We start from the raw sequence: 23,464 nt of genomic DNA on the forward strand, positions 1-23,464 counted from the left end.
CGAGATAGGCAGGTGCACCGGGCCTGTCAACGGGTCCGTGATCGCTCCCCGCGCGCCTTCGGCTCTAGTCCGCCGGCGCCCCCAGCGCCGAGCCCTCGGGCGCCGGCGCGGGGTCCACCACGCCCAGGGCATCCAGCCCCCCGATCACCGCGTCCACGGCGATGGTCGCCAGCACGATGCCCATCACGCGGCTGATCACGCTCGCCCCCGTGGGGCCGATCACGCGCACGATCCGCCCCGCGAGGAGCAGCAGCATCAGCGTGAACGCCAGCACGGCGAGCAGGAGCACCGCCGTCACCGCCTGCTCCGGCACCGAGTTGCTGCTGTTGTTGGTCAGCACGACGATCGTCAGCATCGCCCCGGGCGAGGCGATCGAGGGCATCGCCAGCGGGAACACCGCGCCCGCCATGTGGTCGCGCCCCGCCTGCTCGATCTCCTGCTCGGGCTTCGAGTCGCCGAAGATCATCGACAGCGCGAACAGGAACAGCACGATCCCGCCCGCGATCTGGAACGAGCCGAGCCGCAGACCCAGCGTCTCCAGCACCACCTGCCCGAGCATCAGGAACGCCAGCAGCACGCCCGCCGCGATGGCCACCGCGCGGATCGCCAGCCGCCGGTGCAGCGCCGCGGGCACCGAGGCGGCCGCGTAGAGGAACACCGGGATCGTCCCCACCGGGTCGATCACCACGAACAGCGTGATCAGCTCGCGCACGATGTCGGGGCCGTCGAGCAGGGCGCGGATCGCGGACCAGTCCATGGGTGGGCCTCCGGGGGTAATGCGCGCCGGGGCATCGCGCGCCCGCCCGCCGGGCGCAACCCGGTCCGGGCCGCCCTGTCGCGGCCCCGCGCGTTCCGCCGCCCATGCGGGCGGCCCCGCGCCCCCGCAGATATCGTTCGCGGGGGACCTTGAACCCGGACCCGGCGCGCCCCTCATCTGCGGGGCCGAGACCTTCGCGCCGGCCCGGCCCCGCATGTGGACAACGGCGCACTCCGAGCCCCTCCATGCTCCTCCTCTCCCTCGCCGCGGGCCTCGCGCTCCTCGTCGCCGGCGGCGACGGCCTCGTGCGCGGCGCCGTCTCCGTCGCCGCCCGCCTCGGCGTCTCGCCGCTCGCCATCGGCCTCGTGCTGGTGGGGTTCGGCACCTCCGTTCCCGAGCTCGTCACCTCGCTCCAGGCCACCTGGCTCGGCGCGCCGGGCATCGCGGTGGGCAACGTGGTCGGCTCCAACATCGCCAACGTGCTCCTGATCCTCGGCATCGGCGCGCTGCTGGTGCCGATCCCCGCCGAAGCGGCGGCGCTGCGCCGCGACGGGGCGTGGCTGATGGGGGCCACCGCGCTGTGCATCGCCGCCGTGCTCTGGGGCACGCTGGGCCGCGCGGGCGGCGCGGTGCTGGTGGCCGCGCTCGCGCTCTACGTGGGGACCACATGGCGCGCGGCCCGCGCGGCGCCCGCCGGAGCCGCCGTCCTCCTCGACGGCATCGCCCCGGCCAGGGGGCCCGCCCCGAACCTCTGGCTCGGCCTCGGCCTCGCCGCGGCGGGCATCGTCGCCACGATCCTCGGCGCGCGCCTCCTCGTGGACGCCGCCATCGCTCTGGCCGAGCGCTCGGGCCTCTCCGAGACCGTGGTCGGCCTCACCGTGGTCGCCGTGGGCACGTCGCTGCCGGAGCTGGCCGCCACCGTGGCCGCGGCCGCGCGCCGCCAGACCGACATGGCGCTCGGCAACGTGGTGGGCTCGAACATCTTCAACGTGCTCGGCATCCTCGGCGTGACGGCGCTGGTGCGGCCCATCGCCGTGCCCGCGCAGATCGCCGCGGTCGACGTCTGGGTCATGGGCGCGGCGGCGCTGGCGCTGCTGCTGGCGATCGCCTGGCACGGGGGCCTGGGGCGCGTGGCGGGCGGCCTCTTCGTCGGAGCCTGGGCGCTCTACACTGCGTGGCTGGTGGCGGCGGCCTGAGATCCCTTGCCCCCGCCCCGCCCCGCTCCTAGAAGCGGGGCGACGCCCGCCGGGACGACCCGGCACCCGATGGGCTGCACGGGACGACCCGCAAGCACGGGTGTCCCATGTCCTGGTTCCTGCTCCTCGCCGCCGGCCTCCTCGAGACGGTCTGGGCCCTCGGCCTCAAGCTCTTGGCGGCGCGCTTCAGCGCCGTGCTGCTCGTCGCCACCGCCGCCGCCATGCTCGCCAGCCTCGCGCTGCTCCATGCCGCGATGGGGCGCCTGCCCCTCGGCGTGGCCTATCCGCTCTGGACCGGCATCGGCTCGGCCGGCGCGATGATCGCCGGCTGGGCGTGGCTCGGCCAGCCCGTCGGCCCCGCAGGCGTGGCCGGCCTCGTCCTCATGCTCACCGGCATGGCCCTCGTCGGCCTCGACGGCGCCTGACCCCACGCATCGAAAGGAGACCTCCATGACCCCCACCGCCAAGCCGCTCCTGCCCGGCCCCGCCGCGCTGCTCGTGATCGACATCCAGCGCAGCACCTTCATCGACCGGAGCGCGGAGCGGTCGATCCCGAACATGCCGGGCTACCGCGAGCGCATGCTCGCCGCGCGCGGCGCCGTGGACGCCGCCCATGCCGCGGGCGTGCCGGTCGTGTTCGTGCAGGAGGTCCACCGCCCCTCCGGCGTCGACTTCGGGCGCGAGCTGGACGGCGCCGAGGACGTCCACTGCCTGGAGGGCGAGCCGGGCACCGAGATCGCCCGCGAGGAGATGGGCTTCCGCGCGGGCGACCACGTGGTCCCCAAGCGCCGCTACTCGGCCTTCTTCGGCACCGACCTCGAGATCCTCCTGCGCGGCCTGCGCGTGGACACGCTGCTGCTCTGCGGCGGGCTGACCGACGTGTGCGTGCACTACACCTTCGTGGACGGGCACCAGTCCGACTACCACTGCCGCGTGATCGAGGACTGCGTGGCCGGCTCCTCGGAGGCCGCCCACGAGGCGGCGCTGCGCGCGATGGAGTACCTGCAGACCGGCGCCCGCCGCACCCTGGAGGAGGTCGAGGCCGCGCTCGCCGCCTCGGCCTGACTGCGCGCGCCCTTTCCCCCCGCCGCCCGCGGGCCTACCTCCGCCCCATGTCCGACGTGCCCGACCGCATCCGCGCCTGCCGCCACTGCGCGCCCCGCTTCCGCGCCACGGCGAGCGCCCACGAGCCGGCGCCCGTGGTGTGGTTCGAGCGCGGCGCCCGCATCCTCGTGGCCAGCCAAGCCCCCGGCATGCGCGCGCACCTCTCGGGCAAGCCCTTCGACGACCCCTCGGGCGTGCGCCTGCGCCAGTGGATGGGCATGGACGAGAACACCTTCTGGGACCGGCGCAACGTCGCCATCGTGCCGATGGGCTTCTGCTTCCCGGGCTACGACGCGGCGGGCGGCGACATCCCGCCCCCGAAGGTCTGCGCCGAGATGTGGCGGAAACCGGCGCTGCAGCACGCGGGCGACCCGCCCGTCACGCTGCTGATCGGCGGCTACGCGCAGGCATGGCACCTCGGTAAGGGCAAGGTGACCGACCGCGTCCGCGACTGGCGCGCCCTCGCCCCCCGCGTCTGGTGCCTCCCCCATCCGTCGTGGCGCAACACCGCGTGGCTTAAGCGCCACCCGTGGTTCGAGGCGGAGACCCTCCCCGCCCTCCAGTCGGCGATCCGCGAGGCGCTCGCGTGAGGCGGTGCGCCACCTTGCCGGGAGAGGCAGCCGTCCCCCTCTCACCTTGCCGAAAATACCTCGGGGGGGCGAGCGCAGCGAGCGGGGGCAGAGCCCCCACCCCGGCGCCTGCCCTTCGCTTGCGCTACGGGCGTTCGCACCTCGAATCGGTCCACCGGACCGATCCGTCCGGCTGCGCCGGACCGGTGCTCACAGTATGCACGGGGGGTGCACGGGGGGTGCACGCAGGGCGCCCCCCCGAATCCCGCCCCACGGAGCCCCACCCATGACCGACCTCACCCCCCTCGACCGCGCCCACCTCCGGGCCGAGGAGACCGGCGCGCCCGCCGACCGCCTCGCCTTCTGGTCGCGCCTCGCCGAGGCCGAGCTGTCGCTCCTGCTGGGCGAGGCCGACGCGCCGCAGGTGTTCGAGATCGAGGGGCAACCCTTCGCCCTCGCCTTCGACCGCCCCCACCGTCTGGCCGCCTTCGCCGGCTCCGCCGCCACCGCCACGCTGTCGGGTCGGGCGCTTGCGAAACTGTTGTCGGACAACGGCTTCGGCCTCGGCCTGAACCTCGAGGACGCGCCCTCCGCCCAGCTCCTGCCGCCCGAGGCGATCCGCTGGCTGGCCGACACGCTCGCCGAGGACCCCACCGAATCGGCCGCCCACGTGGAGCGGATCGAGGCCCCCGGCGCCCTGCCCGACGCGCTGCTGGAAGCGCTCGACGCCAAGCTCCCCCTCGCCGCCGGCGCCGCCCGCCACGCCTACCTCGCGCGCGCCGTCTACGAGGGCGGCGCCGCCAACCACGTCCTCGCCTTCGTCGACCCCGCCCCCGGCGCCGAATCCCCCCTCGCCCGAGCCGCCCAAGAAGCCCTCGCCTTCTCGGGCCTAGAGGCCGGCGCCCTCGACGTGATCTTCCCCGCCGCGACGTCCCCGATCGCAGCGTCACTTGCCCGCCATGGCCTGCGCATCGAGTTGCCCAAGCGTGCCCCGCGGATCGGCATGGCGCTGGGGGAGGACGAAGAGGAAGGGCCGCCGATCCTGCGCTGACGCTTCAACCTTCTGTCTTCGTTTCACAAATACCTCGGGGTCCGGGGCAGAGCCCCGGCGCCCTCAACCCTCGCGCCGCCCCTCCATCGGGCGCAACTCCACCCCCTTCGCCTCCAATGCCGCCCGCACCGCCCGCGCGATGCCCAGCGCCTCCGGGCCGTCGCCATGCAGGCAGATGGAGTCGCAGGCCGCCGGTATCTCCTTCCCCGCATTCGAGAAGATCGCCCCCGCCTTCACGAACCGCACCATCCGCGCCGCGGCCTCCGCGGGGTCGTGCACCATCGCCCCCGGCTGCCCACGCGCCACCAGCGTGGCGTCGTCCTCGTAGCCCCGGTCCGCAAAGATCTCGCCCGCCCAGCGCGCGCCCAGCGACCGCGCGACCCGCTCCTGCGCCGTGCCCGCAAGCACCAGCAGGATCACATCGGGGTCCACCCGCAGCGCCGCCTCGTAGGCGGCCCGCGCGAGCGCCTCGTCCTCCGACGCCATGTTCGCCAGCGCCCCGTGCAGCTTGAAGTGCCGCACTTGCGCGCCCAGCGACGCGGCCATCCCGCGCGCCGCCCCGAACTGCCAGACCACAAGGTTGCCCACGCTCTCGGGCGCCATCGCCATGCGGCGCCGCCCGAAGCCCTGGAGATCGGGAAAGCCCGGATGCGCGCCGATGCCCACGCCCCGCTCGGCGGCCCGCCGCATGGTGGCGGCCATGGTGTCCCAGTCGCCCGCATGGGCGCCGCAGGCCACGTTGGCGGAGGTCACGACGTCCAGCAGCGCGGCGTCATCGCCCATGCGCCAGTCGCCGAAGCCCTCGCCCATGTCGGCGTTCAGATCGACCTGCATCCTAGTCCTCCCTCGCGTCCACGACGCCATCCACGAGCTGATGCGCCAAGAGGTCCACGTCGCGCGGGTCGCGCACGAGCGCCTCGGTCGCCGGCGGTCCGGGCGCGGCGGCGCGGGCCTCCGCAAGGGTGACGAACCGGAACCGCAGCTCCGCCCCCGGCGGCGCCTGCATGGCCCTCGGCAGATCGGCGGCGATCACGTGGGCGATGCGCGGATAGCCCCCCGTGGTCTGCGACTCCGGCCCGAGGACGAAGGGTACCCCGTCGCCGGTCATCTGCACGTCGCCTGGCAGGATGAAGTCCGACAGGAGCGAGAGCTGCCCCTCGGCCCGGAAGCCCTCGCCGTCCATCGCCAGCCGCACGCCCTGCCGGTTGCCGCGCGGGTCGCGGCGGAAGGCGGTGGCCTCGAACCGCGCGCGCTCGGCTTCGGGGAACAGCGCGGTCTGGGGGGTGACGACGCAGCGGAGGGTGCCACCATTGAAGCGCTCCTCGGGGCGGCGCAGCACGCGGCTCGGACCTTCGGCGCCCGGCCCCAGCCGGTCGCCGGGGCGCAGCGCGCGGCCGATGCCGGCGATCGGGTGCGCGGCCTGCGAGCCCATGACCTCGGGCCAGTCGAGCCCGCCCGCCGGGGTCACGTATGAATAGCCCGCGCCGAGGGGCCGCAGTCGCAGCACCATGCCCGCCGCCAGCATGTGCGAGGCGTGCCAGCGCAGTGCCCGCCCGTCCGCCTTGGCCCGCATCGGCGCGCCGGTCAGGGCGACGGCGCAGGGGGCGCCGAAGCGCAGCGTCAAAGGCAAGCCGGGCGATTCGATCCCCGCGCCGCAGCGCCCCAGCAGCGCCCGCGCTTCCGCCAGCGCCCGCCGGTCCGCGGCGCCGCCTCGCGCGAGGCCAAGCGCCAGGTGCCCGGGCCGCCCCCCGTCCTGCACCGTCACCAGCGGGCCGCAGTGGAGCACCTCGATCACGCGATCTCCCTCCACGTGGCGCCGCCGAACTCGGGGGATTCCCCGGCGCGGTCCTCCAGCTCCGCGGGCGAGACGGCGGGAAAGCGCACCTCGTCGCCGGGGCGCAGGGCGATGGGGCGCGCCTGGTCCGGGCGGAAGCAGCCGAAGCGGGTCAGGCCCACCTGCCGCCAGCCCGTGGGCGCCGAGGTGCCGAACAGCACGAACTGGCGCACGGCGAGCACCAGAGCGCCCTCGGGCACCTTCGGCGTCAGGCCGGTCTGGCGGGGCACGTCCCAGCGAGTGGGGAGGATGCCGCAGTAGGGCATGCCCGGCGCGAACCCGAGGGCGAGCACGCGGACGCGGGCCGCGGACAGCTCGGCCACGGCCGCCTCGGGGGTGGTGCCCGCCAGCCGCGCGGTCTCCTCCAGCTGCGGGCCGTGGTCGCCGCCGTAGGCGCAGGGGATTTCCCACAGGCGCCGCGGGGGCAGCGGCGCGGCGCGCCAGTCGCGGGCCGCGAGGCGCCGGCGCAGGGTATCTTCCACCGCCTCCGCGTCGCCCTCCACCGCCACCAGCACGGAGCCGAGCGACGCCGCCGTCTCGCCGGCGCCCGCGACGGTGTCCACCTCTAGAGCGGCCCGGAACGCGAGGCCCGCCCGGTTCGCCGCCTCGTCGAGCCTGTCCGCGAAGCGCACGAGCAGCGCGGCCTCGCCGAGCGGCTCGATGCGGGGGAAGTCGGGGGCGGGCATGGGAGAGGGGTCGCGCGGAGGCGGGGTGGCGTCAAGGGTGCGGGGCCCCGGCCCGCCACCGGGCGGGGTGATGCCGCCCCCTCACCCGTGCGCCCCGGACCCGATCCGGGGCCTCTGGCCGCCGATGGCGTGTCGACTGCGGAGCGAAGTGCTCGTGGATGGCAAAGGCCCCGGCGCAGGGCCGGGGCGTGGGCTACGGAGGGACACCCTGCCAAACCGCGCCGACACGCCGCAGACCTGATACGGGGCCTTTGGCCGCCGACGGCGAGACGATTGCGAAGCGAAGCGCGCTTGGATGGGCGAGGCCCCGAAGTGAAACGCCGATGGTCGGGCCCCCCCGCCCCCACTGGACGCCACCGCCCCCGCGCGCCACATGTCCCCCATGCGACTGGCCTATACCATGACCCGCGGGCGGGGCGAGCTGGACCCGCTGCTCCACGACCTCGCGCGCGACGCGATGGCCGCCGGCCTCAGGCTGGCCGGCGTGGTGCAGGTGAACTCGGACCGCCCGGGCTGCGCGCGCTGCGACATGGACGCGGTGGTGCTGCCCGATGGCCCCACCATCCGCATCTCGCAGTCGCTGGGCGCCGAGTCGCGCGGGTGCCGCCTCGATCCCGAAGGCTTGGAGACCGCCGTGGGCGCCGCCGAGGCACGGCTCGCCGAGGGCGTGGACCTGCTGATCGTCAACAAGTTCGGCAAGCAGGAGGCGGCGGGGCGCGGCTTCCGTCCCGTGATCGCCGCGGCGCTGGAGGCGGGCGCCGACGTGCTGGTGGGCGTGAACGCGATGAACCTCGACGCCCTCCTCGCCTTCGTGGGCGAGGCCGAGTCCGTCGCCCCCGACCCCGAGGCCCTGCGCCGCTGGGCGATCTCCCAAGAGACCGCCGCGTGAGGCGCAGGCGGCTGCTTCAGATGCTCGGCCTCGGCGCGGCGGCGGGTGCCGCTGCCGGCACCGCGGGCTGCGCCGTGCAGCCGCGGGGCGCGAACCCCTACTACGACGGGCCGGTCTCCGACCACTTCGACGGCCTGCGCTTCTTCAATCCGGGCGGCGAGAGCACCGAGCGCGACCTCGGCGCCATCCTGCGCTGGCAGTTCGGCGGGAACCGCGCCCGTTGGCCCGATGCGGTGGCGGTCGACGCCGTGCGCCCCGCCGCCGCCGTGGACGACCTGCGCGTCATCATGGTCGGGCACGCCACGCTGCTGATCCAGGTGGCAGGGCGCAACATCTTGACCGACCCGGTCTGGTCGCGCCGCGTCTCGCCCGTCTCCTTCGCCGGCCCCGCCCGCGTCACCGCGCCCGGCATCGCCTTCGCGGACCTGCCGCGCATCGATGCGGTGCTGCTGAGCCACAACCACTACGACCACCTCGACGTGGACACGCTGGCGCGCCTCCACGCGGCCTACGGGATGCCGATCCTGACCACGCTGGGCAACGACGCCATCGTGCGCGAGGCTGTGCCGGACGCCGACCTGCGCGTGGGCGACTGGGGCGACGCGCTCGAGGCGGCGGGCTTTCGCGTGCTGGTCCGGCCCTGCCACCACTGGTCGGCGCGGGGCACGCGCGACCGGCGCATGGCGCTCTGGGCGGCCTTCGTGGTCGAGACGCCGCGGGGCCGCATCCTCCACATCGGCGACACCGGCTGGCACGACGGGCGCCCCTATCGCGGGCTGGGGCCGCTGCGCCTCGCGGTGCTGCCCATCGGCGCCTACAAGCCGCGCTGGTTCATGCGCGCCCAGCACCAGAACCCCGAGGAGGCCGTGCGCGGCCTGCTCGAATGCGGCGCGGCCCACGCGGTCGGCCACCACTGGGGCACGTTCCAGCTGACCGACGAGCCCCGCGAGGAGCCGCCCGCCAAGCTGCGCGAGGCCCTGGCGCAGCACGGGGTGGCCGAGGAGCGCTTCCGCGCGCTCGCCCCCGGCGCGTGGTGGGACGTGCCGGCCTGAGCCGACCGCTGGACGCCCCCCGCCCCGCCCGCTACGCCGCACCGATGGACTGGGGCGTCACCGATCTGAGCTGCCGCCGCGGCGAGGCCGTGGTGCTGCGGGGCGTGGGCTTCCGCGTCGCCGCCGGCACCGCCCTCGTCCTGCGCGGCCCCAACGGCGCCGGCAAGACCACGCTCCTGCGGACCCTCGCCGGGCTGGCCGCGCCCGTGGCGGGCCGCATCGACGCGGCCCCGGACGCCTTCGCGTTCGGGGGCCACGCCGACGCGCTGAAGGCGCAACTCACGGTGGCCGAGAACCTCCAATTCTGGGCCGACGCCTACGGCACCGCGCAGGCCGGGGAGGCGCTGGAGCGGATGCGCCTCGGCCCCCTCGCCCACCGCCGCGCCGCAGAGCTGTCCGCCGGCCAGCGCCGCCGCGCGGGGCTTGCGCGGCTGCTGGTCACGGGACGCCCGGTCTGGCTGCTGGACGAGCCGACGGTGTCGCTGGATGCCGAGGCGGTGATTCTCTTCGCGGACGTGCTGCGCGGGCATCTGGCCTCGGGCGGCAGCGCGGCGGTGGCGACGCACGTACCGCTGGGGCTGGAGGCGCCCGCGCTCGACCTTGCGCCCTTCGCGGTGGGGCGCGAGGCGGTGCGCGAGGACGATCCGTTCGCGGAGGCCGTGGAGTGAGCGGACGGGGCATTCGTCGCGGACTGCGCCCCGGCCTCGCGCCGGAGCCTCGGGTGGCCTTCGTCGCGCGCCGTCCGAACGCGAAGCGCCTGTGGAACGCGGAGGCCCCGGCGCGAGGCCGGGGCGTGCGTTGCCGACGACCGGAGCGCATATCATGCTAGCCTTGCTCCTGCGCGACCTGCGCCTCGCCCTGCGCTCCGGCGGGGGCTTCGGGCTGGGACTCGTGTTCTTCGCCCTGTTCGCCACCCTCGCGGCCCTCGGCGCGGGGCCGTCGGAGCGCGTTCTGGCCCCCCTCGCCCCCGGCGCGCTCTGGCTCGGCGCGCTGCTCGCCTGCCTCCTGAGCCTCGACCGCCTGTTCGCGCTCGACCTCGAGGACGGCTCGCTCGAGGCGCTGATCGTCGCTCCCCTGCCCGCCGAGGCGGTGGCGGCGGCCAAGGCGCTCGCGCACTGGATCGCGACCGGCCTGCCGCTGGTCGCCGCCTCGCCCGCCCTCGCGCTCGTGCTCTACCTACCTGCGCCCGCCGTGCCGTGGCTGGTCGCCTCACTCCTGCTCGGCACGCCCGCGCTGTCGGCCATCGGGACCTTCGGCGCCGCCCTCACGGTGGGGCTGAAGCGCGGGACGCTCCTGCTCGGGCTGCTCGTGCTGCCGCTCTACATCCCCACGCTCGTGTTCGGCGCCGAGACCGTGCGGCGGGCGGCGGCGGGGCTGGACCCGTCCACCCCCCTCGCCCTGCTGGCGGCGATCACCCTGGGGTCGGCGGCGCTGCTGCCCTTCGCCGCCGCCGCCGCGCTGCGCGTCGCCCTGCGCTGACGGCGCGGCGCCGGGTCGCGCCACGGTGACTTGGCAACCGCCCGCGCGCGCCGTAACCCCTCGCCCATGTCGATCTGGGAATGGGCCAATCCGCGCCGCTTCATGGCGCTCTCCGGCGCGGTCTTGCCGTGGGCCTGGGGGCTGGCCGCCCTGCTGACGGGCGCGGGCCTCGTGTGGGGCTTCGGCTTCACGCCCGAGGACTACCGCATGGGCCACTCGGTCAAGATAATCTACGTGCACGTCCCCACCGCCTTCGTCGCCATCAACGCGTGGTTCGCGATGCTGGTCGCCTCCGTCATCTGGCTGGTGCGCCGCCACCACGTCTCCGCATTGGTGGCCCGCGCCGCCGCGCCCGTGGGGCTGGTGATGTGCGCCGCCGCGATCGCCACCGGGGCGATCTGGGGCAAGCCCATGTGGGGCACCTACTGGGCGTGGGACCCGCGGCTGACGTCGTTCCTGATCCTCCTCTTCTTCTACGCCGGCTACATCGCGCTGTGGGAGGCCGTGGAGTCCCCCGATGCGGCAGCCGACCTCACCAGCGTCCTGTGCCTCGTGGGCACGGTGTTCGCGGTGCTCTCGCGTTATGCCGCCAACTTCTGGAACCAGGGGCTGCACCAGGGCGCCTCGCTCTCGCTCGACGCCGAGGAGAACGTGGCGGACGTGTTCTGGCAGCCCCTCGTGCTGACCCTCGCAGGCTTCGTCGCGCTGTTCCTGGCCCTCGTGCTCCTGCGCACCCGCACCGAGATCCGCCGCCGCCGGGTCCACGCCATCGCCGCCAGGGCGCGCCTCGCGTGATGGACCTGGGCAAGTACGCCGGCGACGTCCTGCTCGCCTACGGCGTGACCGCGCTGCTGGTGGGCGGGCTGGTGCTGCGCTCCGCGCTCGCCGCGCGCGCCCTGCGCCGCCGCCTGGAGGAGGCCGAACGTGACCGCTAGGTGGCTCGCCCTGATCCCGGTCGCCCTGTTCGCCGCGCTCGCGGGGTTCTTCCTGTCGGGCCTCCTGCGCGACGATCCCGACACGCTCCAGTCGGTGATGGTGGGCCGCGAGGCGCCGCCGCTGCAACTGACCGAGCTGCCCGGCAAGCTCCCCCTCACCGACGCCGCCTTGCGTGACGGCGAGGTGAAGCTCGTGAACTTCTGGGCCTCGTGGTGCGTGCCCTGCCGCGCCGAGCACGCGCAGCTGGAGGCCCTGGCCGAGACCGTTCCGGTCTACGGCGTGAACTACAAGGACACGCCCGGCCCCGCCCTCGCCTTCCTGGAGGAGCTGGGCGACCCCTTCGCCGCCCTCGGCGCCGACGCGGGCCGCACGGGGCTGGACTGGGGCCTCTACGGCGTGCCCGAGACCTTCGTGATCGACGGCGACGGCGTGGTGCGCCTGCGCTTCGCCGGGCCGATCACGCGCTCGGCGATGGCGGACACGATCCTTCCGGCGGTGGAGGCGGCGCGGGAGTAGGCGCGGGGCGGGTTCGCTCCGTGCCGGAGGTCATGGCCCGATTGCGCAGCGAGGTCCCGGATCGAGTCCGGGGCGTGTCGTGCACCGGGCGGGCGCGTGCCGGGTCGCAGGCGACCCGGCTGGCTCCGCTGCCCCTAGTGCGCCCCTGCCTCCTTGCCGCGCCCCGGCAAGAGTCCCACCAGCGGGATGATCAGCAGCCCCAGCGCCACGCCGAGAACGCCGTCCATCGCTGCGGTGGCCGCCCACTCCAGCAGCCCGGCGGCCGACGGCACCGCCTCGGCGACCGCGACGGCCGCGTGGTGGATGGTGTCGTAGGGCCACGTCCAGCCCATCTCCGCCAGCGCGTGGACCACGATGTTGCCGCCCACCCAGAGCATCGCCGCCGTGCCGACGATGGTCAGCGCCTTCATGAAGCCCGGCATCCCCCGGACCACGGCCCGGCCCAGACGCCGCCCGAACGCGGTGCGCCCGGTCTCGGCGAGGTGGAGCCCCACGTCGTCCGCCTTCACGATCAGCGCGACCGCCCCGTAGACGGCGGCGGTGATGACCACCGCGATCAGCGCGAGAACGGCGGCCTGCATCACCCAGCCCGCGGTGGCGTCGGTCTGCGACAGCGCGATGGTCATGATCTCGGCCGAGAGGATGAAGTCGGTCTTGATGGCGCCCTTCACGCGCTGCTCCTCGAGGTGCGCCTGCTCGGGCGCGGTCAGCTCGGGGTTCTTGATCGCGGCGTGGCTCTCCTCGTGTGTGAGGGCGTGCCATATCTTTTCCGCACCCTCGTAGCACAGGTACAGCCCGCCGAGGATCAGCAGCGGCGGGATCGCCCAGGGCGCGAACTGGCCCAGGAGGAGGGCCACGGGCAGCAGGATCACCAGCTTGTTGAAGGCCGACGCGCGGGCGATGCGCCAGACGATGGGAAGCTCGCGCGCCGCGGCCAGCCCGTGCACGTATTTCGGCGTCACCGCGGCGTCGTCGATCACCGCGCCGGCGGCCTTGGCCCCCGCCTTCGTCGCCTGCCCCACGATGTCGTCGAGGCTCGTGGAGGCCACCTTGGCGATCGCCGCCACGTCGTCCAGCAGCGCCAGCAGTCCGCTCATGCCGTTCCCTTCCGTCTTGCCCGGCCACCATCGGAGGCCGCATCCTCCGCGTCAACGCGCTCCGGCGGGCGCGGTTGCGGCGGAGGGCGGCCATGGACGGCATCGCGGGACGGCGGGCGGTGGTGACGGGCGGGGCGCGCGGCATCGGCGCGGCCACGTGCAAGGCGCTGGCGGAGGCGGGCGCGGAGGTGATCCTGTGCGACCTCGACCCCGCGGGCGAGGCCGCAGCTGGGGCGATCGGCGCGGCCTTCCACCGCCTCGACGTGACGCGCGAGGCCGGCTGGGAGGCCCTGCGCGACGCCTATCCCGCGTGGGACATCCTGGTGAACAACGCCGGCATCGCCGCCGCCGGCCCGCGGGCGCAGGATCCGGGCAGCGTCTCGCTCGATGACTGGCGGGCGGTGATGGCGGTGAACCTCGACGGCGCGATGCTGGGCTGCCGCGAAGCCTTGCGCGCGATGGCGGGGGGCGGCGCGATCGTCAACGTCGCCTCGCGCTCCGCCCATGTGGGCGTGCCCGGCGCCCCGGCCTACGCCGCATCGAAGGCGGCGCTCCTCTCGCTCACCCGTTCGGTCGCGCTGCACTGCGCCGCCCACCGCCTGCCGATCCGCTGCAACGCGGTGTCGCCCGGCGCCACCCGCACGCCGATCTGGGCGCCGATGCTGGATGCCGGCGCGGACGAGGCCGCCCTGGTGGCGGACGTGCCCCTGCGCCGCTTCGCCGAGGCTGGGGAGATCGCCCGCACGGTGCTCTTCCTCGCCTCGGGAGCGGCGAGCTACCTGACCGGTGCCGAGATCGCCGCCGACGGCGGGCTGTCGGCGGGACCGCTGCCGCCCGGAGGCTGAGGGGGGCTGGGCAAGCCGCCGCCCCCCTGCCAGAAGCGCGGCCATGACCAACCTCGTGGCCGCCACGCTCGCCGTTCTGCTGCTCTGCTGCGTCGCCGCCGACGGGCTGTGGGCCGACTGGGCGCTGGCCGAGTTCGCGGGAAGGCAGATGATCCGCCTCACCGAGTGGATGGCCTTCTGGCGGTGAGGCCCCGCCCTGTTGAGACGCCCCCCGCCCCATGCTACCCGCGCCCGTGACGCGGCGGAGCCTCTCCGCCGGCAACCGACCCGGAGGATTTCATGGTCAAGGTGGCGATCAACGGCTTCGGCCGCATCGGGCGCAACGTTCTGCGCGGCATCATCGAGTCGGGGCGCACCGACATCGAGGTGGTGGCGATCAACGACCTCGGCCCTGTCGAGACCAACGCGCACCTCCTGCGCTACGACAGCGTCCACGGCCGCTTCCCGGCCACCGTGACCACGGGCGAGGACACCATCGACGTCGGCCGCGGCCCTATGAAGGTCACCGCGATCCGCAACCCCGCCGACCTGCCTTGGAGCGACGTCGACGTGGTGATGGAATGCACCGGCATCTTCACCTCCAAGGAGGCCTGCCAGGCGCACCTGGAGAACGGCTCCAAGCGGGTGCTGATCTCGGCGCCGATGGCGAAGGCCACGAAGGCCGACCGCACCATCGTCTACGGCGTGAACCACGACACACTTACGGCCGAGGATCTCGTCGTCTCGAACGCGTCCTGCACCACGAATTGCCTCTCGCCCGTCGCCTACGTGCTGAACGAGACCATCGGCATCGAGCGCGGGTTCATGACCACGATCCACTCCTACACCGGCGACCAGCCCACGCTGGACACGATGCACAAGGACCTCTACCGCGCCCGCGCCGCGGCCCTGTCGATGATCCCGACCTCGACGGGCGCCGCCAAGGCCGTGGGCCTCGTGCTGCCCGAGCTCGACGGCAAGCTCGACGGCGTGGCGATCCGCGTGCCCACGCCGAACGTCTCGGTGGTGGACCTGACCTTCACCGCCTCGCGCGACACCTCGGTCGAGGAGATCAACGCGGCGATCCGCGAGGCCGCCGACGGCAAGCTCAAGGGCGTGCTGGGCTACACCGACGAGCCGCTGGTGTCCTCGGACTTCAACCACGACCCGCACTCGTCGATCTTCCACATGGACCAGACCAAGGTGATGGAAGGCGGCAAGATGTGCCGCATCCTGACCTGGTACGACAACGAGTGGGGCTTCTCGAACCGCATGGCCGACACCGCGGTGGCCATGGGCAAGCTCATCTGAACCTCGGAACGCCGCCCTCCGGGGCGGCGTTTTCCCATCCACATGTAAGGGGCGGCCGCGCGCCGCCGGGGGAGACGGGCCATGCGCTTCAAGACCATCGACGACATGACGGCGGCGGGGATGCTGGACGGTAAGGTCGTGCTCGCCCGCGTCGATCTGAACGTCCCCGTGGAGGACGGCCGCGTCACCGACCGCACCCGCATGGAGCGGATCGTGCCCACCGTGCGCGACCTGCGCGCCGCCGGTGCCAAGGTGGTGCTGCTCGCCCACTTCGGCCGCCCCAAGGGCGAGGTGAACGAGGCGATGTCGCTCCGGCAGGTGCTCCCGGCCCTGCGCGAGGTGCTGGGCACGGACGTCGCCTTCGCCGACGGCGACTACACCGACAGCGTGAAGGCCCTGCCCCCGGGCGGCGTGATCCTGTTCGAGAACGTGCGCTTCAATCCCGGCGAGGAGCGGAACGACGGGGGCTTCGCCAAGCGCCTCGCTTCCGTGGGCGACCTCTACTGCAACGACGCCTTCTCCGCCGCCCACCGCGCCCACGCCACCACCGAGAAGCTGGCCCACCTCCTGCCCGCCTTCGCCGGCCGCGCCATGCAGGCGGAGCTGGAGGCGCTGGGCAAGGCGCTGGGCGATCCGCAGCCCCCCGTCGCCGCCGTGGTGGGCGGCGCCAAGGTCTCCACCAAGCTGGAGCTGCTCGGCAACCTCGTGGAGCGGGTCCAGCACCTCGTGATCGGCGGCGGCATGGCCAACACGTTCCTGGCCGCGCAAGGAATCGACGTGGCCAAGTCGCTCTGCGAGCACGACCTCCTGGACACCGCGCGCGAGATCGCTGCGAAGGCGGAAGGCGCCGGCTGCACGATCCTCCTGCCCCGCGACGTGGTGGTGGCCGAGGAGTTCCGAGCGAACCCGCCCACCCGCACCGTCGCGGTGGAGGACGTGCCCGCGGGCTGGATGATCCTCGACGCCGGCCCGGACTCGGTGGCCCACGTCCGGCAGGTCCTTTCGGGATGCGCCACGCTGGTCTGGAACGGCCCGCTCGGCGCCTTCGAGATGGCGCCCTTCGACGCCGCCACGACCCAGGCGGCGCAGCACGCGGCCGAGCTGACCCGCGCCGGCAAGCTGGTCTCCGTCGCGGGCGGCGGCGACACCGTGGCCGCGCTCAACAAGGCGGGCGTCGCGGACGACTTCACCTACATTTCCACCGCCGGGGGCGCGTTCCTGGAATGGATGGAGGGCAAGACCCTGCCCGGGGTCGCGGCCCTGGAATCCGCGGCGGGCTGACCGCGGACCGGGGACGCGGTGCGGGGGGTTAGCGCTCGCACCGTGTTGCCCTGCCCTTCCCCCTTGCCTAGCAAGTGCCTGACATTCCCGGGGAGGACACCGACATGCCGAACAGCGAACAGGCCCGCAAGATCGCCGAGGGCCAGGGCTTCATCGCCGCGCTCGACCAGTCGGGCGGCTCGACCCCGAAGGTTCTGCGCAACTACGGCGTGGCCGAGGACCAGTACGACGGCGACGACGAGATGTTCGACCGCATGCACGCCATGCGCGAGCGGATCGTCACCTCCGAGGCCTTCGGCGGCGGCCGCGTCATCGGCGCCATCCTGTTCGAGCAGACCTTGGGCCGCACCTTCGGCGGCAAGCCCGCCGCCAGCTATCTCTGGGACACCAAGCGCGTGGTGCCGTTCCTTAAGATCGACAAGGGGCTGGCGGACGAGGACGGGGGCATGCAGCTCATGAACCCGATCCCGGGTCTGGGCGAGACGCTGGAGCGGGCGCACGGCCTCGGCGTGTTCGGCACCAAGGAGCGCTCCGTGATCGGCCGCGCCGACGAGGCGGGCATCCGCAAGGTGGCCGCCCAGCAGTTCGAGGTGGGCCGCCAGGTCCTCGCCAACGACATGGTGCCGATCCTGGAGCCCGAGGTCTCGATCTCGATTTCCGACAAGCGCGAGGCCGAGACCATGCTGCGCGACGCCCTGCTCGAAGGGCTGGAGGCGGTGCCCGAGGGGCAGCGGATCATGTTCAAGCTGACGCTGCCCGAGGAGGCGAACCTCTACGAGGGCCTCGTGGACCATCCGAAGGTGCTGGCCGTGGTGGCGCTCTCGGGCGGCTACAGCCAGGAGGAGGCGAACCGCCGCCTCGCGCAGAACCGCGGCATGATCGCGAGCTTCAGCCGCGCCCTCGCCGAGGGGCTGCGCGCCGACATGTCGGCCGAGGCGTTCGATTCGAAGCTGGATGCGACGATCCAGTCGATCCGCGACGCTTCGGTCGCAGGCCGCTGAATTCGGCGGCGGGGGGATTCACAGCCCCCCGCCCCCGTGCGAGGACTGGCGAAACGCCCAACGGAGAGGCGCGCCATGAGCAGACGCAAGACACCCGGATACGGCTTCGTGCTGCCCCTCGGGATCATGACCTTCAGCGGCTACTTCGCCTTCGCCGCCGTGCAGGGCGAGGGCGGCGTGTTCCGCCGCGTGGAGCTGGAAGCGCAGCGCGTGGAGCTGGAGGCGGAGCTGGCGCTGCTCGACGCCCAGCGCACCGCGATGCGCGAGCGCACGCGCCGCCTTTCGGACGGCTATCTCGACCTCGACCTGCTCGACCAGCAGGCCCGCGCGGTGCTGGGGCTGGCCCGCGCCGACGAGATCATCGTCGAGTAGCGCCCGTCGCATCGCGGGTATGCCCGAAACGGGATTGCACCCGCCCGCGGAACCCGGCACCCTGCGACTAGTTCAACGTTGAACTACTGATCCGAACCGGGGAGGAACGGACCGCATGGCAGCGCGCAAACCCGCCGCGAAGGCGAACGTATCCGCCGAGGACCTCACGCAGTACTACCGCGACATGCTCCTGATCCGGCGCTTCGAGGAGAAGGCCGGCCAGCTCTACGGCATGGGACTGATCGGCGGCTTCTGCCACCTCTACATCGGCCAGGAGGCCGTGGTGGTGGGACTCGAGGCGGCGGCCAAGGAGGGCGACAAGCGCATCACCTCCTACCGCGACCATGGCCACATGCTGGCCTGCGGCATGGACCCCAAGGGCGTGATGGCCGAACTCACGGGCCGCGAGGGGGGCTACTCGAAGGGCAAGGGCGGCTCGATGCACATGTTCAGCCGCGAGAAGCACTTCTACGGCGGCCACGGCATCGTCGCGGCACAGGTGCCCCTCGGGGCGGGCCTCGCCTTCTCCGACAAGTACAAGGGCAACGACAACGTCACCTTCACCTACTTCGGCGACGGCGCGGCCAACCAGGGCCAGGTCTACGAGACCTACAACATGGCCGAGCTGTGGGACCTGCCGGTGGTGTTCGTGATCGAGAACAACCAGTACGCCATGGGCACCTCGACCAAGCGCTCCACCAAGTCGCCCTCCTACTGGGAGCGCGGCGCCGCTTACGGCATCGCCGGCGAGGAGGTGGACGGCATGGACGTGCTGGCCGTGAAGGCCGCCGGCGAGAAGGCCGTGGCCCACTGCCGCGCGGGCAAGGGCCCCTACATCCTCGAGATCAAGACCTACCGCTACCGCGGCCACTCCATGTCGGACCCGGCCAAGTACCGCACCCGCGAGGAGGTCCAGAAGATGCGCGAGGAGCGTGACCCGATCGAGGCCGTGCGCCAGATGCTCCTGACCGGGAACCACGCCTCCGAGGAGGACCTCAAGGCGATCGACAAGGAGATCAAGGCGGTGGTCAACGAATCGGCCGAGTTCGCGAAGGAGAGCCCCGAGCCCGCGCTCGAGGAGCTCTGGACCGACATCTACGCCGACGAGCTGCCGCAAGGGGAGGCGCGCTGATGCCCACCGAGATCCTGATGCCGGCCCTGTCCCCCACCATGGAGGAGGGCACGCTCGCCAAGTGGCTCGTGAAGGAAGGCGACACCGTCGCCTCCGGCGACATCTTGGCCGAGATCGAGACCGACAAGGCCACCATGGAGTTCGAGGCCGTGGACGAGGGCACGGTCGGTAAGATCCTGATCGAGGAAGGCTCCGAGGGCGTGAAGGTGAACACACCCATCGCCGTGCTGCTCGCCGACGGCGAGAGCGCGGACGACATCGGCGCCTCCGGCGGCAGCGCACCCGCCGAGGACGCCAAGCCCGCCGCCGACGAGGCCCGCGGCAAGGCGCCCGAGAAGGCCCCCGCGCGCGTCGCGGACGAGGAGCCCAAGCCCCAGTCGAAGGCGTCCCCGGACTGGCCCGAGGGCACCGAGATGGCGCAGCAGACCGTGCGCGAGGCGCTGCGCGACGCCATGGCCGAGGAGATGCGCCGCGACGACGCGGTGTTCCTGATGGGCGAGGAGGTGGCCGAGTACCAGGGCGCCTACAAGATCAGCCAGGGCCTCCTGGACGAGTTCGGCGACCGCCGCGTGATCGACACGCCGATCACCGAGCACGGCTTCACCGGCATCGGCGTCGGCGCGGCCTTCGGCGGCCTGCGCCCCATCGTGGAGTTCATGACCTTCAACTTCGCCATGCAGGCGATCGACCAGATCATCAACTCCGCCGCCAAGACGCTCTACATGTCGGGCGGCCAGATGGGCTGCCCGATCGTGTTCCGCGGCCCCAACGGCGCCGCCGCCCGCGTGGGCGCCCAGCACAGCCAGGACTACGCGGCGTGGTACGCCTCCGTGCCCGGCCTCAAGGTGGTGCAGCCCTACTCGGCCTCCGACGCCAAGGGCCTCCTGAAGTCCGCGATCCGCGACCCGAACCCGGTGATCTTCCTCGAGAACGAGATCCTCTACGGCCGCTCCTTCGACGTGCCGAAGCTCGACGACTTCACCGTGCCCTTCGGCAAGGCCCGCATCTGGCGCGAGGGCTCCGACGTCACCATCGTCTCCTGGGGCATCGGCATGACCTACGCCCTGGAAGCCGCCGAGCAGCTCGCCGGCGAGGACATCGAGGCCGAGGTGATCGACCTGCGCACCCTGCGTCCGGTGGACTACGACACCGTGCTGGCGAGCGTCATGAAGACCAACCGCTGCGTCACCGTGGAGGAGGGCTTCCCGGTCGCCTCCTACAGCGACCACATCGCCTCCACGATCATGCAGCGCGCCTTCGACCACCTCGACGCCCCTGTCGTCACCTGCACGGGCAAGGACGTGCCCATGCCCTATGCCGCCAACCTCGAGAAGCTGGCCCTGACCTCCACGGCCGAGGTCGTGGACGCGGTCAAGAAGGTGACCTACCGCTAGGATGCGCGGCGCCGTCCACCATATCGCGCTCACCGTGTCGGACCTGAAGCGGTCCGACGCGGCCTTCCACGGCCCCGTGCTGGGATGGCTCGGCTACGACAAGGTCGAGGAGAACGAGGCGATGGCGCTGTGGTACCATCCCGGCGTGCGCACGGCCGTGAACCTGTGGCAGGCCGCGGAGGGGGGCGACCACGATCGCCGCCGTCCCGGCTTCCACCACATCGCCTTCGAGGCCCCCGACCGCTCCGAGGTCGACGACCTCTACGACCTGCTCGTGGCGCAGCGCATCACCGTCCTCGACGCGCCCGCCGAATACCCCGAATACGGACCCGGCTACTACGCGGTCTATTTCGCAGACCCCGACGGGATGAAGTGGGAGTTCGCCCACATGCCCGTCATTCCCGACTGAGGAGTCGCACATGGCCACCCAGATCCTCATGCCCGCCCTGTCCCCGACCATGGAGGAGGGCACGCTCGCCAAGTGGCTGGTGAAGGAGGGGGACACGGTCTCGTCGGGCGACCTGCTCGCCGAGATCGAGACCGACAAGGCGACCATGGAGTTCGAGGCCGTGGACGAGGGCGTCGTCGGCAAGATCCTGGTCGCCGAGGGCTCCGAGGGCGTGAAGGTGAACACCCCCATCGCCGTCTTGCTGGAGGAGGGCGAGGACGCTTCCGCCGCCGACGCCGCGGGCTCCGACGGCTCCAGCCACGCCGCCCCCGCGCAGCCCACCCCCGACACCGAGCCGGCCAAGGGCTACGGCCGCGAGGTGGAGACGGGCGATCACAAGAGCGGCGAGGCCCCCTCGCCCGCGCCCGCCCCCTCGGGCGGCAGCGGCGAGCGCCTGTTCGCCACCCCCGTCGCGCGCCGCATGGCCAGGGACCGCGGCATCGACCTTGGCGCGGTCAAGGGCTCCGGCCCGAGGGGCCGCATCGTGAAGGCCGACGTCGAGGCGTTCGACCCCGCCAAGTCCGCCGCGCCCGCCGCTGCCGCGGAAGGAGCCAAGGCCGAGGCGCCGAAGGCCGCCACCGAGGGCCAGAAGCCCGCGATGCCCGCCGGCATGGCCGCCGACGCCGTGATGAAGATGTACGAGGGCCGCGAGTACGAGGAGGTCAAGCTCGACGGCATGCGCCGGACCATCGCCGCGCGCCTGACCGAGGCCAAGCAGACCATCCCGCACTTCTACCTGCGCCGCGACATCCGCCTCGACGCGCTGCTGAAGTTCCGCTCGCAGCTCAACAAGCAGCTCGAGGGCCGGGGCGTGAAGCTCTCGGTCAACGACTTCGTCATCAAGGCCGGCGCCCTCGCCCTGCAGGCGGTGCCCGACGCCAACGCCGTCTGGGCCGGCGACCGGGTGCTCAAGCTCAAGCCCTCGGATGTGGCCGTGGCCGTGGCGATCGAAGGCGGCCTCTTCACGCCCGTGCTGCGCGACGCGCACCAGAAGTCGCTCTCGGCCCTCTCGGCGGAGATGAAGGATCTCGCCAAGCGCGCCCGCGATCGCAAGCTCGCGCCCCACGAGTACCAGGGCGGCAGCTTCGCGATCTCCAACCTCGGCATGTTCGGCATCGACAACTTCGACGCCGTCATCAACCCGCCCCACGGCTCGATCCTCGCGGTCGGCGCGGGCGTGCGGAAGCCGGTGATCGGCGAGGACGGCGAGATCACGGCCGCCACGGTGATGTCCGTCACCCTGTCGGTCGACCACCGGGTGATCGACGGCGCCCTGGGCGCCGACTTTCTCAAGTCCTTCGCCGACAGCCTCGAGAACCCCATGGTGATGCTCGCATGATCCGCCTCGTCCTCCCCCTCGCGGGCGCCCTCGCCGCCGCGGCCTGCGTGCCCGCCGCCGGACTGCCCGACGTCTCGGAAGGAACCGGGGTGCGCTTCGACTGCGACGACGGCTCCACGGTGCTGGCCGACATCGGCTCGGGCAGCACCACGGTGTCGCTCGCCGACGGCACCAACTTCCGCCTGCCGCTGGTCGGATCCAGCGCGGGCGGGCGCCAGTACGCCGCCGACGGCGTGGTGTGGTTCCTGCGCGGCGACGAAGCCGTGTTCACCGAGCGCGGCGGCCAGCTCAACTGCCGGCGGGCCGCGTTCTAGCGCGGCTCGCTGCCCCGCACGCCCAGGAGCTGGTCCATCATCACCGACGGCTGCGAGCAGCCCGCCTCGCCGACGATGCGGGCGGGCACGCCGGCCACGGTCTTCATGGGCGGCACCTCCTCCAGCACCACCGATCCGGCGGCGATGCGCGAGCAGTGCCCGACCCGGATGTTGCCCAGCACCTTGGCCCCGGCCCCGATCAGAACGCCGTCGGCGATCTTAGGGTGCCGGTCCTCCTCCTCCTTGCCGGTGCCGCCCAGCGTCACCGAGTGGAGCATCGACACGTTGTCGCCCACCACCGCGGTCTCGCCGATCACGATGGAATGGGCATGGTCGATCATGATGCCCTGTCCGATCCGCGCGCCGGGGTGGATGTCCACACCGAACACCTCGGACACGCGCATCTGCACGAAGAACGCCAGGTCGCGCCGCCCCTGCTCCAGCAGCCAGTGGCCCACCCGGTAGGCCTGAACCGCCTGAAAGCCCTTGAAGTACATCAGCGGCTGCAGGAGCCGGTGGCACGCCGGGTCGCGCTCGAACACCGCCACCATGTCGGCCCGCGCCGCCTGCCCCAGCGCGGGCGACGCGGCATAGGCGCCGTCGGCGATCTCGCGCAGGAGCTGCTGGTTCATCTCGCGGGTCGCCAGCTTGTCGGCGAAGCGGTAGGCCAGCGCCGCCTCCAGCGAGCCGTGGTGGAGCACCGCGTTGTGGAACACGCCGCCGAGCAGCGGCTCGGCCCGGATCGCCGCCTCGGCGTCGCGGACCACCTCGCTCCAGATGAAGTCCACCGGGTGGACGCTGCTCTTGGGTTCGCTCATCTGTCCACCTTCCGTCCGTGCCCCCCGAAGATAGGAGGCGCGGCGCCCGAGGGCAAACCGCGTC

General features: G+C 73.1%; 29 protein-coding genes. 23 read left to right on the forward strand and 6 right to left on the reverse strand.

The genetic code is table 11. The features are described 5' to 3' along the window. Positions 1-64: 64 nt before the first annotated feature. Complete coding sequence (locus tag K3554_RS13505) at positions 65-757, reverse strand: MarC family protein (protein ID WP_259941097.1); 693 nt, start codon at positions 755-757, stop codon at positions 65-67. A 245-nt stretch (positions 758-1,002) separates the two neighbouring features. Here K3554_RS13505 and K3554_RS13510 point away from each other — a divergent pair, with 245 nt between their 5' ends. From K3554_RS13510 to K3554_RS13530, 5 genes are all read left to right on the forward strand, one after another. Then, entirely contained in the window at positions 1,003-1,953 is a 951-nt protein-coding gene (locus K3554_RS13510) for a calcium/sodium antiporter (protein ID WP_259941100.1), read from the forward strand. A 107-nt stretch (positions 1,954-2,060) separates the two neighbouring features. Further along, a complete protein-coding gene (locus tag K3554_RS13515) occupies positions 2,061-2,378 on the forward strand; it encodes a multidrug efflux SMR transporter (protein WP_259941101.1) in 318 nt (105 codons plus the stop codon). A 25-nt stretch (positions 2,379-2,403) separates the two neighbouring features. Further along, complete coding sequence (locus K3554_RS13520) at positions 2,404-3,018, forward strand: cysteine hydrolase family protein (protein WP_259941102.1); 615 nt, start codon at positions 2,404-2,406, stop codon at positions 3,016-3,018. A gap of 47 nt (positions 3,019-3,065) precedes the next feature. Then, entirely contained in the window at positions 3,066-3,647 is a 582-nt protein-coding gene (locus K3554_RS13525; RefSeq protein ID WP_259941103.1) for a uracil-DNA glycosylase family protein, read from the forward strand. A 265-nt stretch (positions 3,648-3,912) separates the two neighbouring features. Next, a complete protein-coding gene (locus tag K3554_RS13530) occupies positions 3,913-4,677 on the forward strand; it encodes an SseB family protein (RefSeq protein ID WP_259941104.1) in 765 nt (254 codons plus the stop codon). A gap of 63 nt (positions 4,678-4,740) precedes the next feature. Here the strand turns inward: K3554_RS13530 and K3554_RS13535 are convergent, their stop codons facing one another. The 3 genes from K3554_RS13535 to K3554_RS13545 are packed head-to-tail and all read right to left on the reverse strand — an operon-like array spanning position 4,741 to position 7,197. Beyond that, positions 4,741-5,511 carry a LamB/YcsF family protein gene (locus K3554_RS13535; protein ID WP_259941105.1) on the reverse strand — a complete coding sequence of 257 codons (771 nt, stop codon included), beginning with the start codon at positions 5,509-5,511 and terminating at the stop codon, positions 4,741-4,743. Between the two features lies 1 nt (position 5,512). After that, complete coding sequence (locus K3554_RS13540; protein WP_259941107.1) at positions 5,513-6,472, reverse strand: biotin-dependent carboxyltransferase family protein; 960 nt, start codon at positions 6,470-6,472, stop codon at positions 5,513-5,515. Then, positions 6,469-7,197 carry an allophanate hydrolase subunit 1 gene (locus K3554_RS13545; protein WP_259941109.1) on the reverse strand — a complete coding sequence of 243 codons (729 nt, stop codon included), beginning with the start codon at positions 7,195-7,197 and terminating at the stop codon, positions 6,469-6,471. The genes K3554_RS13540 and K3554_RS13545 overlap by 4 nt, the downstream gene beginning before the upstream one ends. Positions 7,198-7,579: 382 nt before the next feature. On the opposite strand from K3554_RS13545, the gene K3554_RS13550 reads away from it, so the two are divergent. From K3554_RS13550 to K3554_RS13580, 7 genes are all read left to right on the forward strand, one after another. Further along, a complete protein-coding gene (locus K3554_RS13550) occupies positions 7,580-8,086 on the forward strand; it encodes a DUF2478 domain-containing protein (protein ID WP_259941111.1) in 507 nt (168 codons plus the stop codon). Next, positions 8,083-9,138, forward strand: coding sequence for an MBL fold metallo-hydrolase (locus K3554_RS13555; protein ID WP_259941114.1), 1,056 nt, complete (start codon positions 8,083-8,085; stop codon positions 9,136-9,138). Before K3554_RS13550 ends, K3554_RS13555 begins: the two co-directional genes overlap by 4 nt. Positions 9,139-9,182: 44 nt before the next feature. Further along, positions 9,183-9,806: a heme ABC exporter ATP-binding protein CcmA gene (ccmA, locus tag K3554_RS13560; protein ID WP_259945959.1), complete on the forward strand. Its 624-nt coding sequence runs from the start codon at positions 9,183-9,185 to the stop codon at positions 9,804-9,806. Between the two features lie 154 nt (positions 9,807-9,960). Continuing rightward, positions 9,961-10,617 carry a heme exporter protein CcmB gene (gene ccmB / locus K3554_RS13565; protein ID WP_259941116.1) on the forward strand — a complete coding sequence of 219 codons (657 nt, stop codon included), beginning with the start codon at positions 9,961-9,963 and terminating at the stop codon, positions 10,615-10,617. 66 nt (positions 10,618-10,683) lie between these two features. Beyond that, positions 10,684-11,412, forward strand: a complete 729-nt coding sequence (gene ccmC, locus K3554_RS13570; RefSeq protein ID WP_259941118.1) for a heme ABC transporter permease CcmC — start codon at positions 10,684-10,686, stop codon at positions 11,410-11,412. Next, positions 11,412-11,552, forward strand: a complete 141-nt coding sequence (gene ccmD, locus K3554_RS13575; protein ID WP_311200337.1) for a heme exporter protein CcmD — start codon at positions 11,412-11,414, stop codon at positions 11,550-11,552. Before ccmC ends, ccmD begins: the two co-directional genes overlap by 1 nt. Continuing rightward, on the forward strand, positions 11,542-12,069 hold the full coding sequence (locus K3554_RS13580) for a DsbE family thiol:disulfide interchange protein (protein WP_259941122.1): 528 nt from the start codon (positions 11,542-11,544) through the stop codon (positions 12,067-12,069). The genes ccmD and K3554_RS13580 overlap by 11 nt, the downstream gene beginning before the upstream one ends. A 134-nt stretch (positions 12,070-12,203) precedes the next feature. On the opposite strand, the gene K3554_RS13585 is transcribed toward K3554_RS13580, so the two are convergent. Further along, positions 12,204-13,166, reverse strand: a complete 963-nt coding sequence (locus K3554_RS13585; RefSeq protein ID WP_259941124.1) for a DUF808 domain-containing protein — start codon at positions 13,164-13,166, stop codon at positions 12,204-12,206. 92 nt (positions 13,167-13,258) lie between these two features. Here K3554_RS13585 and K3554_RS13590 point away from each other — a divergent pair, with 92 nt between their 5' ends. From K3554_RS13590 to K3554_RS13640, 11 genes are all read left to right on the forward strand, one after another. Further along, positions 13,259-14,011 carry an SDR family NAD(P)-dependent oxidoreductase gene (locus K3554_RS13590; protein ID WP_259941126.1) on the forward strand — a complete coding sequence of 251 codons (753 nt, stop codon included), beginning with the start codon at positions 13,259-13,261 and terminating at the stop codon, positions 14,009-14,011. A gap of 43 nt (positions 14,012-14,054) precedes the next feature. Further along, positions 14,055-14,198 carry a hypothetical protein gene (locus tag K3554_RS13595; RefSeq protein ID WP_259941128.1) on the forward strand — a complete coding sequence of 48 codons (144 nt, stop codon included), beginning with the start codon at positions 14,055-14,057 and terminating at the stop codon, positions 14,196-14,198. Positions 14,199-14,290: 92 nt separating this feature from the next. Then, the gene (gene gap, locus K3554_RS13600; RefSeq protein ID WP_259941131.1) at positions 14,291-15,301 is read left to right on the forward strand and encodes a type I glyceraldehyde-3-phosphate dehydrogenase; all 1,011 of its coding nucleotides are present in this window, start codon (positions 14,291-14,293) and stop codon (positions 15,299-15,301) included. Between the two features lie 81 nt (positions 15,302-15,382). Next, the gene (locus K3554_RS13605; RefSeq protein WP_259941133.1) at positions 15,383-16,582 is read left to right on the forward strand and encodes a phosphoglycerate kinase; all 1,200 of its coding nucleotides are present in this window, start codon (positions 15,383-15,385) and stop codon (positions 16,580-16,582) included. 104 nt (positions 16,583-16,686) lie between these two features. Then, positions 16,687-17,583, forward strand: coding sequence for a fructose bisphosphate aldolase (locus tag K3554_RS13610; protein WP_259941135.1), 897 nt, complete (start codon positions 16,687-16,689; stop codon positions 17,581-17,583). Positions 17,584-17,658: 75 nt separating this feature from the next. Then, complete coding sequence (locus K3554_RS13615; RefSeq protein ID WP_259941137.1) at positions 17,659-17,955, forward strand: septum formation initiator family protein; 297 nt, start codon at positions 17,659-17,661, stop codon at positions 17,953-17,955. Between the two features lie 115 nt (positions 17,956-18,070). Then, entirely contained in the window at positions 18,071-19,087 is a 1,017-nt protein-coding gene (gene pdhA, locus K3554_RS13620) for a pyruvate dehydrogenase (acetyl-transferring) E1 component subunit alpha (protein WP_259941139.1), read from the forward strand. Continuing rightward, positions 19,087-20,481 carry a pyruvate dehydrogenase complex E1 component subunit beta gene (locus K3554_RS13625; protein ID WP_259941141.1) on the forward strand — a complete coding sequence of 465 codons (1,395 nt, stop codon included), beginning with the start codon at positions 19,087-19,089 and terminating at the stop codon, positions 20,479-20,481. Before pdhA ends, K3554_RS13625 begins: the two co-directional genes overlap by 1 nt. Position 20,482: 1 nt before the next feature. Continuing rightward, a complete protein-coding gene (locus K3554_RS13630; protein WP_259941143.1) occupies positions 20,483-20,890 on the forward strand; it encodes a VOC family protein in 408 nt (135 codons plus the stop codon). A 10-nt stretch (positions 20,891-20,900) separates the two neighbouring features. Beyond that, positions 20,901-22,268 (forward strand): pyruvate dehydrogenase complex dihydrolipoamide acetyltransferase, encoded by a 1,368-nt coding sequence (locus K3554_RS13635; RefSeq protein ID WP_259941144.1) that lies wholly within the window; start codon positions 20,901-20,903, stop codon positions 22,266-22,268. Then, a complete protein-coding gene (locus tag K3554_RS13640) occupies positions 22,265-22,582 on the forward strand; it encodes an MliC family protein (RefSeq protein WP_259941145.1) in 318 nt (105 codons plus the stop codon). The genes K3554_RS13635 and K3554_RS13640 overlap by 4 nt, the downstream gene beginning before the upstream one ends. Here K3554_RS13640 and cysE read toward each other — a convergent pair. Beyond that, a complete protein-coding gene (gene cysE / locus K3554_RS13645) occupies positions 22,579-23,400 on the reverse strand; it encodes a serine O-acetyltransferase (protein ID WP_259941146.1) in 822 nt (273 codons plus the stop codon). The genes K3554_RS13640 and cysE overlap by 4 nt on opposite strands. Positions 23,401-23,464 lie beyond the last annotated feature (64 nt).

Origin of the sequence: Jannaschia sp. W003, assembly GCF_025144335.1 — a bacterium.
Taxonomy (GTDB): Bacteria; Pseudomonadota; Alphaproteobacteria; order Rhodobacterales; family Rhodobacteraceae; genus Jannaschia.

Coding starts and splice junctions, on each gene's coding strand:
- K3554_RS13505 (WP_259941097.1), bottom strand. CDS start 757: ATGGACTGGTCCGCGATCCGCGCCCTGCTCGACGGCCCCGACATCGTG.
- K3554_RS13510 (WP_259941100.1), top strand. CDS start 1,003: ATGCTCCTCCTCTCCCTCGCCGCGGGCCTCGCGCTCCTCGTCGCCGGC.
- K3554_RS13515 (WP_259941101.1), top strand. CDS start 2,061: ATGTCCTGGTTCCTGCTCCTCGCCGCCGGCCTCCTCGAGACGGTCTGG.
- K3554_RS13520 (WP_259941102.1), top strand. CDS start 2,404: ATGACCCCCACCGCCAAGCCGCTCCTGCCCGGCCCCGCCGCGCTGCTC.
- K3554_RS13525 (WP_259941103.1), top strand. CDS start 3,066: ATGTCCGACGTGCCCGACCGCATCCGCGCCTGCCGCCACTGCGCGCCC.
- K3554_RS13530 (WP_259941104.1), top strand. CDS start 3,913: ATGACCGACCTCACCCCCCTCGACCGCGCCCACCTCCGGGCCGAGGAG.
- K3554_RS13535 (WP_259941105.1), bottom strand. CDS start 5,511: ATGCAGGTCGATCTGAACGCCGACATGGGCGAGGGCTTCGGCGACTGG.
- K3554_RS13545 (WP_259941109.1), bottom strand. CDS start 7,197: ATGCCCGCCCCCGACTTCCCCCGCATCGAGCCGCTCGGCGAGGCCGCG.
- K3554_RS13550 (WP_259941111.1), top strand. CDS start 7,580: ATGCGACTGGCCTATACCATGACCCGCGGGCGGGGCGAGCTGGACCCG.
- ccmA (WP_259945959.1), top strand. CDS start 9,183: ATGGACTGGGGCGTCACCGATCTGAGCTGCCGCCGCGGCGAGGCCGTG.
- ccmB (WP_259941116.1), top strand. CDS start 9,961: ATGCTAGCCTTGCTCCTGCGCGACCTGCGCCTCGCCCTGCGCTCCGGC.
- ccmC (WP_259941118.1), top strand. CDS start 10,684: ATGTCGATCTGGGAATGGGCCAATCCGCGCCGCTTCATGGCGCTCTCC.
- ccmD (WP_311200337.1), top strand. CDS start 11,412: ATGGACCTGGGCAAGTACGCCGGCGACGTCCTGCTCGCCTACGGCGTG.
- K3554_RS13585 (WP_259941124.1), bottom strand. CDS start 13,166: ATGAGCGGACTGCTGGCGCTGCTGGACGACGTGGCGGCGATCGCCAAG.
- K3554_RS13590 (WP_259941126.1), top strand. CDS start 13,259: ATGGACGGCATCGCGGGACGGCGGGCGGTGGTGACGGGCGGGGCGCGC.
- K3554_RS13595 (WP_259941128.1), top strand. CDS start 14,055: ATGACCAACCTCGTGGCCGCCACGCTCGCCGTTCTGCTGCTCTGCTGC.
- gap (WP_259941131.1), top strand. CDS start 14,291: ATGGTCAAGGTGGCGATCAACGGCTTCGGCCGCATCGGGCGCAACGTT.
- K3554_RS13605 (WP_259941133.1), top strand. CDS start 15,383: ATGCGCTTCAAGACCATCGACGACATGACGGCGGCGGGGATGCTGGAC.
- K3554_RS13610 (WP_259941135.1), top strand. CDS start 16,687: ATGCCGAACAGCGAACAGGCCCGCAAGATCGCCGAGGGCCAGGGCTTC.
- K3554_RS13615 (WP_259941137.1), top strand. CDS start 17,659: ATGAGCAGACGCAAGACACCCGGATACGGCTTCGTGCTGCCCCTCGGG.
- pdhA (WP_259941139.1), top strand. CDS start 18,071: ATGGCAGCGCGCAAACCCGCCGCGAAGGCGAACGTATCCGCCGAGGAC.
- K3554_RS13625 (WP_259941141.1), top strand. CDS start 19,087: ATGCCCACCGAGATCCTGATGCCGGCCCTGTCCCCCACCATGGAGGAG.
- K3554_RS13630 (WP_259941143.1), top strand. CDS start 20,483: ATGCGCGGCGCCGTCCACCATATCGCGCTCACCGTGTCGGACCTGAAG.
- K3554_RS13635 (WP_259941144.1), top strand. CDS start 20,901: ATGGCCACCCAGATCCTCATGCCCGCCCTGTCCCCGACCATGGAGGAG.
- K3554_RS13640 (WP_259941145.1), top strand. CDS start 22,265: ATGATCCGCCTCGTCCTCCCCCTCGCGGGCGCCCTCGCCGCCGCGGCC.
- cysE (WP_259941146.1), bottom strand. CDS start 23,400: ATGAGCGAACCCAAGAGCAGCGTCCACCCGGTGGACTTCATCTGGAGC.